The organism is Streptomyces sp. NPDC046862, from assembly GCF_040704615.1.
GTDB lineage: Bacteria > Actinomycetota > Actinomycetes > Streptomycetales > Streptomycetaceae > Streptomyces.
In genome coordinates, this window is record NZ_JBEYXP010000038.1 from 85,263 (window position 1) to 102,747 (window position 17,485).

A 17,485-nucleotide genomic window follows, 5' to 3' on the forward strand; every position below is an offset into this window, starting at 1 on the left:
TGTCCCGCTTCTCCATCAACCAGATGACGGTGAAGCAGCTGTCCATGCCCGAACTGGTCGAGGCGTGCGTCGAGTTGGGCGTCCCCGGCGTCGGCCTGTGGCGCGAACCGGTCCAGTCGTACGGCGTCGAGGCGTCGGCGAAACTGGTGCGTGACGCGGGCCTCGCGGTCACCACCCTCTGCCGGGGCGGCTTCTTCACGGCGATCGACCCGGAGGAGCGCGCCAAGGCCCTGGACGACAACCGCCGGGCCGTCGACGAGGCGGCCACCCTCGGTACGGACACGCTGGTGCTGGTCTCCGGAGGCCTCCCGACCGGCTCCAAGGACCTGCACGGCGCACGCGAGCGCATCGCGGACGCGCTGGCGGTACTGGGGCCGTACGCGGCCTCGCACGGCGTCCGGCTGGCGATCGAGCCCCTCCACCCGATGTTCGCCTCGGACCGCTGCGTGGTGTCCACCCTGGCCCAGGCCCTGGACATCGCGGAGCGCTTCCCGGCGGACCAGGTGGGCGTGACCGTGGACACGTACCACATCTGGTGGGACGACACGGCCCCCGCCCAGATCGCCCGCGCGGGCGCGTCCGGCCGCATCCACACCTTCCAGCTCGCCGACTGGACCACCCCGCTGCCCGAGGGCGTACTGACCGGCCGCGGCCAGATCGGCGACGGCGCGATCGACATGAGGGAGTGGAAGTCCTACGTCGAGGCCGCCGGCTACACCGGCCCCATCGAGGTCGAACTCTTCAACGACGGCCTGTGGGCCCGGGACGGCCGCGAGGTGCTGGCGGAGACGGCGGCACGGTTCGTGGAGCACGCGGCGTAGGGGTGACCTCGTGTGACGCCGGTTCTCGGACCCTGCTCATGGTCCTGGGACCGGCGTTGCCTCTTGCATGCGGCTGGATGCTGGTCCTCAGACCTGCTTGACCTCGACGTTCTTGCCGCACAGCGGTTTGAGGTCGTCGACACCGGAAGTGAGCACGGTCACCGGGGGCTGTGCCGCACGGGCGGTGGCGGCGACGATCGCGTCCAGGGCGTACTTGTGCCCGCCGGTCCTGCCGCTGTCCTGCATCCGCGCGACGGCTTCTCTGGCGGTGTCCTTGGACACGGGCTCCACCACGAGCCGGGAGAGAGCCCAGTTCAGGCGGGCGGTACGCACGCCCTGGGGGTCCGCTTCGACCATGGTGGCCGCGCTGGTGATCACGCGGACGTCCCGCCTGCGCGCCGCGGCGAGCTTCGCGGTCATGGTGCGGTCGGCACGGAGGTAGAGAGACAGCGCCTGGCTGTCGAGGATCCAGGTCCCACTCATGCCGCCGACCGGCCCTCCTTGGCGACGCCGAACATCTCGCGTTCGGCTGCGTCGATCTCCTCCTGGGTGAGGGGTCCGTGGAGCTCCTCGTTGGCAGCGATCAGTTCGTCCAGCTGGTCACGTTCGATCTGCCGCTGGATGGCGGCCTCGACGTAGGCGGAGATACCGCGCTTGCCGACGCGGGTGCGGACAGCCGCGATGGTGCCCTCGTGGACGGATACGGACACGGATTTCGTGGGGCCTTCACCGGGCCCGTAGGCGGGATCGTTCACGCCGACACAGTAACAAAACTTCTATTAGAGCGTCTGCGCGGCGCAAACCCGACTTTTGCTTGGGTGACGTTTCCGGATCGCCCGGCACAACCCCTGTGGGTAACGCCAGTTGACGAGAACAGGGTGGGATCATTCCGGCACCGGACGAGCTCGAGGCCCTCGAGGCGAGCCGTACCAGGTCTGTCCGGACCCCACCCGGCAGAGCGGGCTGATCGGACGTCGCGCCGAGATGCATCTCGGGGAATTCCGCTTCACGCTGGGATGTGTACGCACCCGAGATGGACAGGGGGGTCCATCATGATGCATCCCGAAGGTTCCCGAGCGGCTCGGACCGGCCAGAGCGTGCCAGTCACCGTGTCAGCGCTGATCGTCGCGGTTCTGACCGTGGGCGGGTTCGGCGGTGGAACGCGGCCGGCGCATGCGAGCACCGCCCCGCCGACGGACATGGCGCCCCTGTCATCCGTTGCACCCGCGACCGCCTCGCGGTTGCCCACGCAAGCCGTACCACCGCCTTCCGACGTGGTGGAGGCGTACTTCAGCGCCATCAACGACGGCGCGTTCGTGGCCGCGTGGGCCCTCGGCGGCAAGAACATTGTCGGCGGCAGGTATGACGACTTCGTGGACTCGTTCGCGAACACGGCCAACGACGACGTGACCGTCCTCTCCGTGAGCGGCGGAACGGTCAGCGTCAAGCTCGACGCGACACAGACGGACGGCTCCCATCGCTTGTTCGCCGGCACCTACACCGTGCAGAACGGTGCCATCGTCGCGGCGCACATTCACAGTCAGTGATCGTCGGCTTTCAGCGGGCTCTCGACGAAGCCTGCTTCATTGTTCGCCCGCACCTCGCGTGCGGGCGAACGCCCCTGGGAGATCGAGGAGGGCCGTGATGAGGTCGATTCTTGCTGCCGTTGCTTCGGTTGCGGCATGGGTTGCCGCCGGGCTCCTGGCGTTTCCCGCCACACCTGCGACCCCGGCCGGCCGTGTCCTGGGCGGTCTGCCCGACATACCGTCCTACTGCAGAGCCAAAGGGTTTGAAGACTCCTCAGACCCTTCCGACGTGGAGACCGTCGCCGACTGGGAGTGTGTCGGCGCCGACCGCTCCATGCCGATCACCAACGACTCGAAGAGTCTGAGGAATCTCACCTGGGACGAGGCCTGTGACCTCTTCTACGGGGTCAAGTTCGGCAACGTCCGCCCGGTCAACGCAGCACCCAGTGATCCGCCCTTCACGGTGAAGTGCGTGAAGTAGAGGCCACTCATGCGCGTGCCGTCTCACGCTTCGGGCGGCGCCGGTTCGGGCTGCGTCGCGGTGACCATGCGTCGTACCGCCTCGGTGATCAGTTCCGGTGAGGTGGCCAGGTTCATGCGGACGAAGCCCGCGCCGCCGGTCCCGAAGTCGCTTCCGGAGTTCAGGGCGACCCGGCCGCGCTGAAGGAAGGCGTCGGCCGGGTCTTCGGTGAGACCCAGCTCCCGGCAGTCCAGCCATGCCAGGTAGGTGGCCTGAGCGGGTTCGTACCCGACCGCGGGCAGGTGCTCGGCCAGCAGTTCGGCGAGGAGCCGGCGGTTGTCGTCGAGCCCGGCCAGCACCGCGTCGAGCCAGTCGCCGCCGTCCCGCAGTGCCGCGGTGTGGGCGATGATGCCGACGTGGCTGGGGCCGTGGCTGACCTCTTCGGGAAGCCTGGCCAGGTCGTCCGCCGCGTCGGGCCCGGCGATCGCGAGGGCGGCCTTGAGCCCGGCCAGGTTCCACGCCTTGGACGCCGACATCAACGACAGGCCGTTCTCCCCGCCGGGAACGCTCAGATACGGCACGAAGGACACACCCGCGGCCACGATCGGGGCGTGGATCTCGTCCGCCACGACACGCACCCCGTACGTCCCCGCCAGCCGGGCGGCCCGTGCCAGCTCGTCCGCGGTGTGCACCGCCCCCGTCGGGTTGTGCGGGCTGCACAGCAGATACACCGGCCGGCGCGCCAGCCGGGCGACATTCCTGAACGCGGCCTCCAGCGCGCCGAAGTCGATCCGCCCGTCCCCGCCCAGCGGCGCCTCCACGACCGGCCGCCCCATGTTCCCGACGAACTGGTAGAAGGGCGGATACACGGGGGAGTTGACCACCACGGGGTCCCCCGGCCCGGAGACCAGCTTGAGCATCTCCACGATGCCCAGCATCACGTCGGGCACGATCGCGGTCCGCTCCACGGCCAGTCCGTCCCAGCCCCACCGCTCCCGGGCGAACACGGCCAGCGCCTCGGCGTACGCCGTCCCGGCCGGGTAGCCCGTGTCGCCGAGCGCCACCGCCTCGTTGACCGCCCGCGCCACCGGCTCGGCCAGCGGCACGTCCATCTCGGCCACCCAGAGCGGCAGTACGTCCTCGGGGTACGTCCGCCACTTCATGCTCGTACGCCGCCGCAGCTGCTCCAGGGAGAGCTGCCGCAGCGGGTCAGTTCCGCGAGGCATGGGCCGCGTCACCGCCGCTGCCGCGACTGCTCCTGAACCAGGCCGGTCCGGCGATGCTCATGGGTCTCCTCGCGTCCGCTCCGACAGGCCCATGGTGTCTTCGAGGGTGAGGGCCCGTCAGCGCATCCTGGCATACGGCTTCTGGATCACGCCGACTACTTTTACGTCAACTCCGCCGGTACGTCGGTGCCAAGGGCGAGGGGGTTACTGGCGAGTCAGTTCATCCGCTACTGTCGGCCCACCCGTCATCCTTCGGTAGTTGGCCGGCGCTTCCCCGCCCTGACACGTGGTTACTCCTTGATCTTCACAGGGTGCCGGGACCGTGATCGCGCGTGTCTGTCAGACCGCGTAACCCCCCCTCGTGACCGTTCAGAAGGACGCAATGAGCCTCAGATCGCGCATCCGCAAGTCCTCGCTCGTCATGGGCATGGCAGCTGTGCTGACCGTCAGCTTCGCCAGTAGCGCCTCCGCCGCCGTGCTGGCACCCCTCCCGGCCAACGCCACCACGTTCCAGCGGGCGTTCGAGCCGGTCTACGACTACGACACCGACAGCTGCTACCCCGCGGCCGCGGTCGACGCGGGCGGGAACCTCAATGGCGGCCTCAATCCCTCCGGGTCGATCACCGGTGGCTGCCGCACCGCCAACCACCTGAACAACGACAACAGTTACTCGCGGCCCAAGTGCAACCAGGGCTGGTGCGGGATCATCTACGCCAGCTACTTCGAGAAGGACCAGGCGACCGTCTTCGGTGGCGGGCACCGCCACGACTGGGAGTCGGTGGTGGTCTGGGTCCAGCAGGGGGCGAGCCAGCCCGCCTACGTGTCCACCTCGGCCCACGGCGGCTACACCACCTACGCGGCCTCCTCGGTCGCGTGGTGGGACGCCGCCAGGACGCACCCCAAGATCGTGTACCACAAGGACGGCGTGAGCACCCACGCCTTCCGCCTCGCGGGCGCGTCCGAGGCGCCGGAGAACGACACCGGGCAGTGGCACTTCGAGGACCTGGTCGGCTGGGACCAGTTCCCGTCGACCGCGATCCGCGACGCGGTGGTCAACAAGGACTGGGGCAGCGCCAACTTCCCCCTCAAGGACGGCAACTTCGAGAACAACCTCAACAAGGCCAAGCCGTCCGGCATCACGTTCGACGCGTGGGGCTGAGCCGCGTCGGCATACTTCGAGGGGCCCGGTCCGCAGACCGGGCCCCTCGGGCTTTCCCCTCCGTGCCGGAACCCCCGCGATCCCCCCAGATCCCCCTCCGAGCGGTCCCGACGCCATGTACGACACACGGTGTGCGGGAAGGGTTGCACGATCTGAGGGATTTTTTTCCGGGGCGTGTGTCCGGCCGGTGCGGGGTGCTTCAGAAGGGGTGCTTCAGAAGAAGACGCCGCAGCGCAGCAGCACGTTCGCGTACGGCCGCGCCTCCCCCGTCCGTACGATCAGCCGCGCGCCCGCCGACAGGTCCTTGAGCTTCTCGTGGGAGACCAGGTCCAGGTCGGGGAAGCGGGCCTCCAGCAGCGCCGTCGCCTCCGGGTTCGCCCCGCGGACCTCCTGCGCGGCGGTCGCGCCCTCGACCACGAGCTCGTCGAGCAGTCCGTCCAGCACCTCGGCGAAGGACGGCACCCCGGCCCGGAAGGCGAGGTCCACCACGCGGGGGCCGGCCGGTATGGGCATGCCCGCGTCGCAGACCAGCACCCCGTGACCGTGGCCGAGTTCGGCGAGGGCGCCGGACAGGTGACGGTTCAGTATTCCGGCCTTCTTCACCGGGACTCACCTCGCGAGTGCTCTTCGGCCGACCCGCCGCTCCGGCCGGGGGTCCGGGGGGCGTCCCCCGGGACAGCACAGCACAGGGACGCGACCTCCTCGGCGGTCGGGAAGGACACCTGGGCGCCGGCCTTCGTGACGGCGGCGGCGCCCACGCGGGCGGCGTACGCGGCGGCCTCGGCCAACTCCGCACCCGTGCCCAGCTTCCAGGCGAGCGCCGCGGTGAACGCGTCGCCCGCGCCCGTCGTGTCCACGGCCTCCACCGTCACCGAGGGAACCCGCGCGCTGCCCTCGGCCGACGCCACCAGCGCGCCCTCCGCGCCCAGCGTCACGACCACCGACCGCGGCCCGAGCGCCAGCAGGGCCCGTGCCCAGTCCTCGGGGGAACCCTCCAGGTCACCGCCGACGATGACCCGCGCCTCGTGCTCGTTCACGATCAGCGGGTCGCAGGCCGCGAGCACCTCCGCGGGCAGCGGCCGGGGCGGCGAGGGGTTGAGCACGAAGCGGGTGTCCTCCGGCAGGTTCTGTACGACCTCCACGACCGTCTCCAGCGGGATCTCCAGCTGGGTCGAGACGACCCGGGAGACGTGCAGCAGGCTCACCGCGGACCGGATGTCCTCCGGGGCCAGCCGGCCGTTCGCGCCCGGGGACACCACGATGCTGTTGTCCCCCGACGGGTCGACCGTGATCAGCGCCACGCCGGTGGGCGCCCCGCCGACCAGTATGCCCACCGTGTCGACCCCCGCGTCCCGCTGCGAGTCCAGCAGCAGCCGGCCGTGCGCGTCGTCGCCGACCCGGGCCAGCAGGGCCGTACGGGCGCCGAGCCGGGCGGCGGCCACCGCCTGGTTGGCGCCCTTGCCGCCGGGGTGGAGGGCGAGGTCGGAGCCGAGCACCGTCTCGCCGGCCCCCGGCCGCCGCTCGACACCGATCACCAGGTCGGCGTTGGCCGATCCCACGACCAGGAGGTCGTAGTCGTACATGAACTGTCTCCCTCTGCGGATGAGTTGGAAAATCCAGCCCGTCCGGCGTTTGAGGACGAGGCCGTCAGGCCGATTGCGGGGGTCTGGGGGCGCAGCCCCCAGGGACAGGATGGGACGGGTAGGGGCGGCGGGGGCGAGGAAAACCCGGCACCGCGCAGCGAACCGTCAGCCGCTGAACTCGTCCACGTTCTCCTTCGTGACCACCTTCACCGGCACCTTCACCGTCTGCTCCACCTTCTCGCCCTCCGCCGCCTTGAGGGCGTTGCGGACCGCTATCCGGCCGAGTTCGGTCGGCTGCTGCGCGACCGACGCGTACAGCGTGCCGTCCTTGACCGCCTTCAGACCGTCCGGCGTGCCGTCGAAGCCGATGACGGCGACGGACGAACCGGCCTTGGAGCCGAGCGCCTTGATCGCGCCGAGCGCCATCTCGTCGTTCTCGGCGAAGACACCGTCGACGTCCGGGTGGGCCTGGAGCAGGTTCGTCATGACGTCGAGGCCCTTGGTGCGGTCGAAGTCGGCGGGCTGCTTGGCGACGACCTGGATGCCGGGGTAGGCCTTGAGGCCCTCGGCGAAGCCCGCGCCGCGCTCACGGCTCGCGGACGTGCCGGCCAGGCCCTGGAGGATCACGATCCTGCCCTTGCCGCCCAGCTTCTCGGCCAGCGCCTTGGCACCCAGCTTGCCGCCCTCGACGTTGTCGGAGGCCACGAGCGCGGCCGTCTCGGCCTTGTTGACGCCCCGGTCGACACCGACGACGGGGATGTCGGCCTTGTTCGCGGCACGCACCGAGGGGCCCGCCGCGTCCGAGTCCACCGGGTTGACGATGATCGAGCCGACGCCCTCGCTGGTGAAGTTCTGCAGCTGGTTGGCCTGCTGCGAGGCGTCGTTCTGCGCGTCGGTGACGGTCAGGTCGGCGCCCAGCTTCTTCGCCTCCTCCTGCGCGCCCTGCTTGATCTGCACGAAGAAGGGGTTGTTGAGGGTGGAGAGGGAGAGGCCGATCTTCTGGTCCTTCGCCGCCGACGTACCGCTGTGCAGGAACGACATGGCGCCCACGACCGCCACCGCGACCACGGCCGCGATCACGTACGTCGCCGCCTGCCTGCCCTTGCCGCCGGGAACACCCGTCCCCGGGGCCACGGGCGTCGCCCCCGCCTTGCGCCGCAGCGTGTCCAGCAGCACCGCCAGCGCGATGACGACACCGATGACGACCTGCTGCCAGAACGCCGACACCGACAGCAGGTTGAGGCCGTTGCGCAGCACCGCCAGGATCAGCGCGCCGATCAGCGTTCCGGACGCCTTGCCCGTACCGCCGGCCAGTGAGGCACCGCCGATGACGACCGCGGCGATCGCGTCCAGCTCGTAGCCCTGCGCGGCCTGCGGCTGGGCGGAGGAGAGGCGGGAGGCGAGCACGATGCCGGCCGCGGCGGCGAACAGACCCGACAGCGCGTAGATCACGAGCTTCTGCTTCTTCACGCGCAGACCGGAGAGGCGGGCCGCCTCCTCGTTGCCGCCGATCGCGTACATGGAGCGGCCGATGTACGTACGACCCAGGATCACGGCGGTGACCAGCCCCATGACGATCATCACGAGCACGGGCACCGGCAGCCAGCCGCCGAGCGTGTCACCGAGGTGCGAGACCGAGTCGGGGAAAGCGATCGGGCTGCCCTGCGAGATCACCAGCGACAGACCGCGGCCCACCGACAGCATGGCGAGCGTCGCGATGAACGGCGGGAGCTTCCCGTACGAGATGAGGACGCCGTTGACGAGGCCGCAGGCGATGCCCGTGGCGACCGCGAGTATCACCGCGATCCAGACCGGCACACCCTCCGACGTCGCGCTCCAGGCGAGGACGGTGGCCGACAGCGCGGCGACCGAGCCGACCGAGAGGTCGATGCCCGCCGAGACGATCACGAAGGTGACGCCGAAGGCGAGGATGGCGGTCACGGCCGCCTGCACGCCGATGTTGAGCAGGTTGTCCGTCGTCAGGAAGTCGCCGGACAGGGCCGACATCGCGACGACGAGGAGGATCAGCGCGGTGAGCGCGCCGTTGTCGAGCAGGAGGCGGCGAAGCCCCTGGGCGCCACTCGCGCCCGATGTGCTCTTGAGCGTGTCAGTGGCCACGAGGGGCCTCCACTTCGGTCTTCTGGGGAGCGGATTCGGGGGTGGGTGTGGGGGTGGGTGTGCTGACGGCGAGCGCCATGACCGCGTCCTGCGTGGCCTCGGCGGCGGGGAGTTCGCCCGCGATGCGGCCCTGGGCCATCACCAGGACCCGGTCGCTCATGCCGAGCACCTCGGGCAGGTCGCTGGAGATCATCAGGACGGCGGCTCCGGCGGCCGTCAACTCGTTGATCAGCTGGTAGATCTCGACCTTGGCGCCGACGTCGATGCCGCGCGTCGGCTCGTCGAGGATGAGGACCTTGGTGTCGGCGAGCAGCCACTTGCCGATGACGACCTTCTGCTGGTTGCCGCCGGAGAGGGTGCGCACGTGCTGGTGGAGCCCGGCCATGCGGACACCCAACTGCTCGGCGATCCGGGCGGCGGCCTCCTGCTGCCCCTTGAGGTCGACGAAACCGCCGCGCGTCGCGCCGCGCAGGGTGACCAGGCCCAGGTTCTCCGCCACCGAGGCGTCCAGGACGAGCCCCTGGCCCTTGCGGTCCTCGGGGACGAGCCCGATCCCGGCCTCCATGGCGGCGTTCACGTCGTGGCGGCGCAGCTCGGCGCCCGCGACCTTCACGAGCCCCTTGTCGTACGGGTCGGCGCCGAACACCGCCCGTACGACCTCCGTACGGCCCGCCCCGACGAGGCCCGCGACGCCGACGACCTCGCCGGCCCGCACCTCGAAGCTGACGTCGTGGAAGACGCCGTCCCTGGTGAGCCCCTCGACGCGCAGCAACGCCTCACCCGTGTCCGGCCGTTCGCGCGGGTACTGCTGCTCGATGGAGCGGCCCACCATGAGCCTGACCAGCTCGTCCTCGGGCGTGGACGCGGGCACCCGGCCGACGCTCCTGCCGTCCCGGATGACCGTGACCCGGTCACCGAGGGCGGCGATCTCCTCCAGGTGGTGCGTGATGAAGACGATCCCGACGCCGTCCTCGCGCAGCCTGCGCACGATCGCGAAGAGCTTGTCGACCTCCTCGGAGGTGAGTACGGCGGTCGGCTCGTCCATGATCAGCACGCGGGCGTTCAGGCTCAGTGCCTTCGCGATCTCGACCATCTGGAGGCGGGCGATACCGAGTTCACGCACACGGGCACGCGGGGACACGCTCACGCCGACGCGATCGAGCAGCTCGGCGGCGTCGGCCTCCATCTTCTTGCGGTCGATCAGCCCGAAGCGGCGCGGCTGCCGCCCCAGGAAGATGTTCTCGGCGACCGTCAGATCGGGAACGAGGTTGAACTCCTGGTAGATGGTGGCGATTCCGAGGCGCTCGGAGTCCTGCGCGCCATGGATGCGCACCTCCTCGCCGCCCACCACGACGCGCCCGGCGTCGGGGCGGTAGGCGCCGGACAGCATCTTGATGAGGGTGCTCTTGCCCGCGCCGTTCTCGCCGAGCAGCACGTGCACCTCGCCGCGGCGCAGATCGAAGTCGACGCCGTCGAGCGCGACCACGCCGGGGAAGGTCTTCCGTATGCCTTCGATACGCAGCAATTCGCCCTGCGGCAACTCGTCCGAATTGCTCACGGCTTGCTCCTTCGTACGGGGGAGGGGGGTGAGGGGGAGGGGTGTGAGGGGGAGGGCTCGCCGCACGAGCGGCGTACGACGAGACGGGCGGGGAGGGTGACTGACTGGGGGGTGCGGCCCTCGATGCGGTCGACCAGGGCGCGTACGGCGGCCCGGCCCAGCTCGCCCGTCGGCTGAGCGACCGCGGTGATCGGCGGATCGGTGTGCACGAACCAGGGGATGTCGTCGAACGCGGCGAGCCCTATGTCCTCGGGGACCCGCAACCCGCGCGCGCGAACGGCGTCCAGCGCGCCGAGCGCCATCAGGTTGTCGGCGGCGAAGACGACCTCGGGCGGCTCGGGCAGGTCCAGGAACCGTTCGGTGGCCCGCCGGCCGCTCTCGGCCTGGAAGTCGCCCTGTTCTATGTAGTCGTCGGGCAGTTCCAGGTCGTACGCGCCGAGGGCCTCCCTGAAGACCTCGACGCGCTCCCGGCCGGTGGTGGTCGCCGCGGGGCCCGCGATGATGGCGAGCCTGCGGTGGCCGAGTCCGTGCAGATGGGCCACGAGGTCCCGTACGGCCCGACGCCCGTCCGCCCGGACGACCGGCACGTCCACACCGGCGATCCACCGGTCCACGAACACCACCGGCGTGCCCGCCCGCACGGCGTCCAGCATCAGCGGGGAGCCGCCGTCGGTGGGGGAGACCAGAAGCCCGTCGATACGGCGGTCCAGGAGGGTCCTTATGTGGTGGTCCTGGAGGTCGGGCCGCTCGTCGGCGTTGCCGAAGATGACGCTGTAGCCGAGGGCGCGGGCCTCCTCCTCGACGGCGCGGGCCAGCTCCGTGAAGTAGGGGTTCATCACGTCGCTGATGACCAGGCCGAGGGTGTGGGTCTGGTCGGTGCGCAGGGAGCGGGCGACGGCGTTCGGGCGGTAGCCCAGCGTCTCGACGGCGGCCATCACACGCGTACGGGCCTCCGGGCTGACCGACGGGTGGTCGTTCAGGACCCGGGACACCGTGGCGACGGACACGCCGGCTTCGGCGGCGACGTCCTTGATGCTCGCCATCGTCGCTCCACCTCCTCGTGGAATCGATTACATGGAGGATTGGAATCGATTACACGAGGAGGTGGCAAGACCTGGACGGGTCCCTGAGACCAGATCGTGATCGAGGCGATCGGGAGGGCGGAGCCGGGGGCGGATCGGGGGAGGGCCGGGGGTGACCGGGTGAGTGCCCGTCAGGATCGCCCGCCGTAACTGACCAGTGACGCTCCCACCACCGTCCCGAAGGCCGGCAGGACGAGCTGTGCGAAGGCGTCCCAGCCCCAGATGATCCCGGCGCCTGCCGTCACCGCGTTGACGCCCACGGCTAGGGCCCACATGGCGGTGCTCTGGGCCTCGGGAGACATTCCTCGTTTCCTTCTCCGGGGCGGGTTGTCCCGCGGTGAATTCCCGCGGCGGTTTTCTCCGGCGTCGTGTTCGTCAGATCGCATAACGCCACGTGGTGAGCATGTAGGCGCCGTACCAGGAGCCGAAAAGCGCTGCGGCTGTCAGGGTGGCGACGGCGGTTCCGGTGCGCGCGCGGGCGAGGGCGCGGGCGGCCGGTATGAGAAAGACCAGCGCGATCGTCAGCAGACGCAGCTTCGAGTGGTAGAAATTGCTCTGCCCCAGGGCGGTGATCACGATGACGGTGCCGTAGACCGCCAGCGGAGGCCAGATCTCGTCGCACCAGGCGGCCATGGTGCCGGCGAGGAGGGCGAGGACCAGCAGGGCGGTGCTGACGGGGACCCAGCCGTCGCCGCGGGTGAGGGTCTTGACGAGGAAGTCGACGAAGGTGGCTCCGTTGTCCCAGCGGGTGCCCCAGCCCGCCTCCTGGATCGCGAACCAGGTCCCGGGCCGGCCGGTACGCCGGTCCACCCACACCAGGTACGCGGGCGTGCCGCAGGAGGCCAGGACCAGGGCGGCGGGCGGACGCCAGCTCATACGGCCCGTGCCGCGCAGCCGCAGGACGACCGCGACGGCCAGGGCCGCGACCAGGGCGACGGCGACGGGCCGGGTCAGGCCCGCGAGCAGGACGAGGACACCCGCCGTCAGCCAGGCCCTGCGGTGGACCGCGAGGAGGGCGGCGGACGCCAGGGCGAGGAAGAGGGACTCGCTGTAGGCCATGAGGAAGACCAGCGCCATCGGCTGCGCGCAGGCGAGCAGGACGAGCGCGATGCGCGCCGTGCGCCGGCCGTACAGGTCGAGCAGGAGTCGGTGGACGCACAACAGCGCGACGGTCAGGGCGAGATGGGACACCACGAGCGCGGCGGACCGGTGGTCGAGCCCGGTCATGGCGTGGACGGCGCGGACGAGGAAGGGATAGGCCGGGAAGAAGGCCAGATCACCGCCGCTGAGACCGTCCGCCGTGAAGGCGGAGTCGTGGGAGTAACCGGCACGGGCGATGGCGACGAACCACTGGCCGTCCCAGGACAGCAACCGGTCGCGGACTCCCGGGCCGCCCGGTGGGTTCATCACGGCCAGCATCGCGAGGTGCAGCAGGAGCGTCGCGCCGTAGACGGCGAGGGGGAAACCCGAGGCGCGAGCGGCCCGGTTCCACCGCTTCCGGGCCGTCGGCCCCGGGAGAACTGTTCCGGGTGGGGCGGCCTGCGGAGGCGGTTCGGTGTTCTGGGGCGGGACACGGGGCGGAACGGCGCGCTCGGTCGGGCCGTCCGTTACGGCGAGGCGGGGCTGCGGAGGCATGGGGCGGTGTCACATCTCTTGCTCAGGAGCGTGGGGGGTGTTGGCGCGTGTGAGACGCGTGTGAGGCGCGTGTGCGTCAGCCCGGGCCGGGGCTCGGGAACGGGCGTGGTTCCTGGTGCGAGAAGGGCTGGCCGGCATGCGGACCGCTGGGCGCGGAAGGCGCCCGCGTGACTTTCGAAGGCTCTCCGGAATTCGAAGAGGACGCCACGGAAAGAGTGATCAGCGTGGCTGTCCACAAGCAGACGAGAAGGGAGCCGACGGCGTAGGCATTTCGCCGTCGACGACTGTCCGGGCGAGCAGAGCCATTCCGGCTCTGCGAAGGAAATTGCATGACGAATTCTCCGGGCGTGGATCGGTGGGGGAGCCTCCAGGAGCCCGATTCCGCTTGGAGGCGATCAGGGTTGCGATGATTCCTTTGATCTTCTCATGCGAAAGGAGTCGGAAAACTTGCTTGAAGTGTAAAGTTTCAAACGGGACCTGTGAATTCGTCGTGAAAAGGTGAGTCACCGTCATGGTTACTGGTCGGTCGCTTTTCCCGGTCGCCTGCTCACGGTCACCGCATGGCAGCTAGTGTCATGTGACATGCATCTGACCGTTCTCGGCGGCTGCGGCGCGTGGCCCACCGCATTACAGGCATGCAGCGGCTATCTCGTCGAGTACGCGGGCTTCCGTCTGCTCATCGACCCCGGCTACGCCACGCTGCCGCGCCTGCTCGACCACCACACCGTCGACGACATCGACGCCGTGCTGATCAGCCACGGCCACCCCGATCACTGCGCCGATCTCAACCCGCTCCTGCGTGCCCGGGGCCTGAGTGACACGCCACCGCCGGCGCTGCCGGTGTACGCGCCCCACGGAGCGGTCGACGCCGTTCTCGCGCTCGACAAACCGAGGATGCTCGCGAAGGCGTACCACCTTCGCGAGTTCCACCCCGGCGACCGGTTCGACATCGGCCCGTTCAGAACCGACACCTGGCTCCTGCCGCACTTCGTGCCCAACGCCGGCATCCGGCTGACCACTCCGGAAGCCGTGCTCGCCTACACCGGCGACACAGGTCCGAGCCCCGACGTCCCGCGCCTCGCCCAAGGCGCCGACCTGCTGTTGTCGGAAGCCACGTACGTGCACGAGGTGCCGACCGCCGACGCACCGTATCTCCTGACCGCCCGACTGGCAGGTCAGTACGCCGATCAGGCAGGTGCGGCCAGGCTCATGCTGACCCACCTGTGGCCGGGGACGGATCCGGACGCCGCACACGAAGCAGCCGCGGAAGCCTTCCACCGCCCCATCGACATCGCCACCACCGGGCTCGTCAGCGACCTCGTCCGTGGAAACGGGCACTGACCGGGCCGGGCCGCCCACGGGCTCCCCGGGTTGTCCACAGGGCCCCTGAGCTGTCCACAGGCTCCCCGCGCTGTCGGCCCCGGGCGGTAGCGTCGGATCATGTCCAATCAGGCGGGGAAGGCGGCGCGCGGGCCGGCGACCGGGGCGGCGACCGGGGAACGGCACCTGGCTGTACTCGAAGGCGTCCTGGAGCGGATCACGTACGCCAACGAGGAGAACGGCTACACGGTGGCGCGCGTGGACACCGGCCGGGGCGGCGGCGACCTCCTCACCGTCGTGGGCGCCCTCCTCGGCGCCCAGGTCGGCGAGTCCCTGCGTATGGAGGGCCGTTGGGGCTCCCACCCTCAATACGGAAAACAGTTCACCGTCGAGAACTACACGACGGTCCTCCCGGCCACCGTCCAGGGCATACGCCGCTACCTCGGCTCCGGCCTGGTCAAGGGCATCGGCCCGGTCTTCGCCGACCGCATCACCCAGCACTTCGGCCTGGACACGCTGCAGATCATCGAGGACGAGCCGAAGCGGCTCATCGAGGTCCCGGGCCTCGGCCCCAAGCGCACCAAGAAGATCGCCGACGCCTGGGAGGAACAGAAGGCGATCAAGGAGGTCATGCTCTTCCTCCAGACCGTCGAGGTCTCCACCTCCATCGCGGTGCGCATCTACAAGAAGTACGGCGACGCCTCGATCTCGGTGGTCAAGAACCAGCCGTACCGTCTGGCGGCCGACGTCTGGGGCATCGGCTTCCTCACCGCCGACAAGATCGCCCAGTCCGTCGGCATCCCGCACGACAGCCCGGAGCGCGTGAAGGCGGGCCTCCAGTACGCGCTGTCGCAAGCCACCGACCAGGGCAACTGCTACCTCCCCGAGGAGAAGCTGATCGCCGACGCGGTGAAGCTGCTCCAGGTGGACACGGGCCTGGTCATCGAGTGCCTGGCGGAGCTGGCGGCACCACCGGAGGACGACGGCGACCCCGGTGTCGTACGGGAGAAGGTCCCCGCCCCGGACGGTGGCGACCCGGTCACCGCCGTCTACCTGGTCCCCTTCCACCGGGCCGAACTCTCGTTGTCCGCCCAGCTGTTGAGGCTGCTCCGCACGGACGAGGACCGTATGCCCGGGTTCCGGGACGTGGTCTGGGACAAGGCGCTCGCCTGGCTGAAGGGGCGTACGGGCGCGGACCTCGCCCCCGAGCAGGAGGCGGCCGTACGGCTCGCGCTCACCGAGAAGGTCGCCGTGCTCACCGGTGGGCCCGGCTGCGGCAAGTCCTTCACGGTCCGCTCGATCGTGGAGCTGGCGCGGGCGAAGAAGGCGAAGGTGGTGCTGGCCGCGCCCACGGGCCGTGCGGCCAAGCGCCTCTCCGAGCTCACGGGCGCCGAGGCCTCCACCGTCCACCGGTTGCTGGAGCTCAAGCCCGGCGGCGACGCGGCGTACGACAGGGACCGTCCCCTGGACGCGGACCTGGTCGTCGTCGACGAGGCGTCCATGCTCGACCTCCTCCTCGCGAACAAGCTGGTCAAGGCGGTGCCGCCGGGCGCCCACCTCCTCTTCGTCGGGGACGTGGACCAGTTGCCGAGCGTGGGCGCGGGCGAGGTGCTGCGCGACCTGCTGGCGGACGGCGGCCCGATCCCGGCGATCCGGCTGACCCGCGTCTTCCGGCAGGCCCAGCAGTCGGGCGTCGTGACGAACGCCCACCGGATCAACTCCGGGCAGCACCCGGTCACCGAGGGCATGAAGGACTTCTTCCTCTTCGTCGAGGACGACACGGAGGAGGCCGGGCGGCTCACGGTGGACGTGGCGGCGCGGCGGATCCCGGCGAAGTTCGGGCTCGACCCGCGCCGTGACGTCCAGGTCCTGGCTCCCATGCACCGGGGTCCGGCGGGCGCGGGCACGTTGAACGGCCTTCTCCAGCAGGCCATCACCCCGGCCCGCCCCGACCTTCCCGAAAAGCGGTTCGGTGGCCGGGTCTTCCGTGTCGGCGACAAGGTCACCCAGATCCGCAACAACTACGAGAAGGGCGCGAACGGCGTCTTCAACGGCACCGTCGGCGTGGTCACCGCGCTCGATCCGGTCGACCAGCGTCTGACGGTGCTGACGGACGAGGACGAGGAGGTGGCGTACGAGTTCGACGAACTGGACGAGCTGGCGCACGCCTACGCGGTGACCATCCACCGCTCCCAGGGCAGTGAGTACCCGGCGGTGGTCATCCCGGTCACCACCGGGGCCTGGATGATGCTCCAGCGCAACCTGATCTACACGGCCGTGACGCGGGCCAAGAAGCTGGTCGTGCTGGTCGGTTCACGCAAGGCGATCGGTCAGGCGGTGCGCACGGTGTCGGCGGGCCGCCGCTGCACGGCCCTGGACTTCCGGCTCACGCCTCGGCCGCTGGTGGACTGAGGGGACTTCTCCTCGCCCCCGCCGCCCCTACCCGTCCCACCCTGTCCCTGGGGCTGCGCCCCAAACCCCCGTGGGGTGGGGGTGGTTGGGGTGGGTCGGTTGGGTGCGCGTGGGTGGGGGCTGGTCGCGCCCACGCGGCGGAGCCGCATATCGACACAGCCCCGCGCCCCTGAAGACCGTGCGGTTCCCCGCGGCCCTGAAGACCGCGCAATTCTCCACGGCCCTGAGAACCAGCGCGCCGGCAGGGGCTGGAAGTCGGAGCCCGGAGGGGCTGCGGCCAGGGGTGCGAGCAACCGCGCGTCTTCCGGGCCACGAGGAACCGCGCGTCGCCAGGGCCGCAGGGGAACCGCGCGTCGCCAGGTCCGCAGGGGAACCGCACGGCTTTTAGGGGCGCGGGGAACTGCGCGACCAGCCACACCCAACCCGCAGCCAACCCACCCACCCCAGCCACCCCCCCCCCGGCCCGCCGGAGGCCGTTCGCGTAGGCCCCGTGAAAAATGATCGATCAAACGAGTCGGAAAGGTCACACAGCACTTCCAGATGCCGGGCAGAGGGGGCAGGATGGGCAAGTTGGCGGCACTGAGT

Annotated in this window: 16 protein-coding genes; 6 read left to right on the forward strand and 10 right to left on the reverse strand. The window is 70.3% G+C overall.

Annotation, left to right across the window (positions count from 1 at the left end; all coding sequences use genetic code 11):
• Window positions 1-23 precede the first annotated feature (23 nt).
• Window positions 24-821 (forward strand): sugar phosphate isomerase/epimerase family protein, encoded by a 798-nt coding sequence (locus AB0959_RS34480; RefSeq protein ID WP_366830681.1) that lies wholly within the window; start codon window positions 24-26, stop codon window positions 819-821.
• An 87-nt stretch (window positions 822-908) separates the two neighbouring features.
• Here the strand turns inward: AB0959_RS34480 and AB0959_RS34485 are convergent, their stop codons facing one another.
• Window positions 909-1,304 carry a DNA-binding protein gene (locus AB0959_RS34485; RefSeq protein WP_366830650.1) on the reverse strand — a complete coding sequence of 132 codons (396 nt, stop codon included), beginning with the start codon at window positions 1,302-1,304 and terminating at the stop codon, window positions 909-911.
• Entirely contained in the window at window positions 1,301-1,576 is a 276-nt protein-coding gene (locus AB0959_RS34490) for a hypothetical protein (protein WP_366830651.1), read from the reverse strand. The genes AB0959_RS34485 and AB0959_RS34490 overlap by 4 nt, the downstream gene beginning before the upstream one ends.
• A gap of 486 nt (window positions 1,577-2,062) precedes the next feature.
• Here AB0959_RS34490 and AB0959_RS34495 point away from each other — a divergent pair, with 486 nt between their 5' ends.
• Together AB0959_RS34495 and AB0959_RS34500 are read left to right on the forward strand one after the other, a co-directional pair.
• Window positions 2,063-2,368, forward strand: a complete 306-nt coding sequence (locus tag AB0959_RS34495; protein ID WP_366830652.1) for a hypothetical protein — start codon at window positions 2,063-2,065, stop codon at window positions 2,366-2,368.
• Between the two features lie 268 nt (window positions 2,369-2,636).
• Entirely contained in the window at window positions 2,637-2,828 is a 192-nt protein-coding gene (locus tag AB0959_RS34500) for a hypothetical protein (protein WP_366830653.1), read from the forward strand.
• A 23-nt stretch (window positions 2,829-2,851) separates the two neighbouring features.
• Here AB0959_RS34500 and AB0959_RS34505 read toward each other — a convergent pair whose 3' ends face one another.
• Window positions 2,852-4,033: a MalY/PatB family protein gene (locus tag AB0959_RS34505; protein WP_366830654.1), complete on the reverse strand. Its 1,182-nt coding sequence runs from the start codon at window positions 4,031-4,033 to the stop codon at window positions 2,852-2,854.
• A 382-nt stretch (window positions 4,034-4,415) separates the two neighbouring features.
• On the opposite strand from AB0959_RS34505, the gene AB0959_RS34510 reads away from it, so the two are divergent.
• The gene (locus AB0959_RS34510) at window positions 4,416-5,192 is read left to right on the forward strand and encodes an NPP1 family protein (RefSeq protein WP_366830655.1); all 777 of its coding nucleotides are present in this window, start codon (window positions 4,416-4,418) and stop codon (window positions 5,190-5,192) included.
• A 213-nt stretch (window positions 5,193-5,405) separates the two neighbouring features.
• Here AB0959_RS34510 and rbsD read toward each other — a convergent pair whose 3' ends face one another.
• The 7 genes from rbsD to AB0959_RS34545 all read right to left on the reverse strand — a co-directional run bounded on the left by rbsD (window position 5,406) and on the right by AB0959_RS34545 (window position 13,168).
• Window positions 5,406-5,795 (reverse strand): D-ribose pyranase, encoded by a 390-nt coding sequence (gene rbsD / locus AB0959_RS34515; protein ID WP_366830656.1) that lies wholly within the window; start codon window positions 5,793-5,795, stop codon window positions 5,406-5,408.
• Window positions 5,792-6,775, reverse strand: a complete 984-nt coding sequence (locus AB0959_RS34520; RefSeq protein WP_366830657.1) for a ribokinase — start codon at window positions 6,773-6,775, stop codon at window positions 5,792-5,794. Before AB0959_RS34520 ends, rbsD begins: the two co-directional genes overlap by 4 nt.
• Before the next feature lie 165 nt (window positions 6,776-6,940).
• On the reverse strand, window positions 6,941-8,893 hold the full coding sequence (locus tag AB0959_RS34525) for a substrate-binding domain-containing protein (RefSeq protein ID WP_366830658.1): 1,953 nt from the start codon (window positions 8,891-8,893) through the stop codon (window positions 6,941-6,943).
• Complete coding sequence (locus tag AB0959_RS34530; protein ID WP_366830659.1) at window positions 8,883-10,451, reverse strand: sugar ABC transporter ATP-binding protein; 1,569 nt, start codon at window positions 10,449-10,451, stop codon at window positions 8,883-8,885. The genes AB0959_RS34525 and AB0959_RS34530 overlap by 11 nt, the downstream gene beginning before the upstream one ends.
• Window positions 10,448-11,494, reverse strand: coding sequence for a LacI family DNA-binding transcriptional regulator (locus AB0959_RS34535; protein ID WP_366830660.1), 1,047 nt, complete (start codon window positions 11,492-11,494; stop codon window positions 10,448-10,450). Before AB0959_RS34535 ends, AB0959_RS34530 begins: the two co-directional genes overlap by 4 nt.
• 170 nt (window positions 11,495-11,664) lie before the next feature.
• A complete protein-coding gene (locus AB0959_RS34540) occupies window positions 11,665-11,835 on the reverse strand; it encodes a hypothetical protein (RefSeq protein WP_366830661.1) in 171 nt (56 codons plus the stop codon).
• A gap of 73 nt (window positions 11,836-11,908) precedes the next feature.
• Window positions 11,909-13,168, reverse strand: a complete 1,260-nt coding sequence (locus AB0959_RS34545) for a hypothetical protein (RefSeq protein WP_366830662.1) — start codon at window positions 13,166-13,168, stop codon at window positions 11,909-11,911.
• 582 nt (window positions 13,169-13,750) lie between these two features.
• Between AB0959_RS34545 and AB0959_RS34550 the strand changes: the two genes are divergently transcribed.
• Together AB0959_RS34550 and AB0959_RS34555 are read left to right on the forward strand one after the other, a co-directional pair.
• Window positions 13,751-14,509: an MBL fold metallo-hydrolase gene (locus AB0959_RS34550; protein WP_366830663.1), complete on the forward strand. Its 759-nt coding sequence runs from the start codon at window positions 13,751-13,753 to the stop codon at window positions 14,507-14,509.
• 99 nt (window positions 14,510-14,608) lie between these two features.
• A complete protein-coding gene (locus tag AB0959_RS34555) occupies window positions 14,609-16,900 on the forward strand; it encodes an ATP-dependent RecD-like DNA helicase (RefSeq protein WP_366830664.1) in 2,292 nt (763 codons plus the stop codon).
• The last annotated feature ends 585 nt before the right edge of the window (window positions 16,901-17,485 follow it).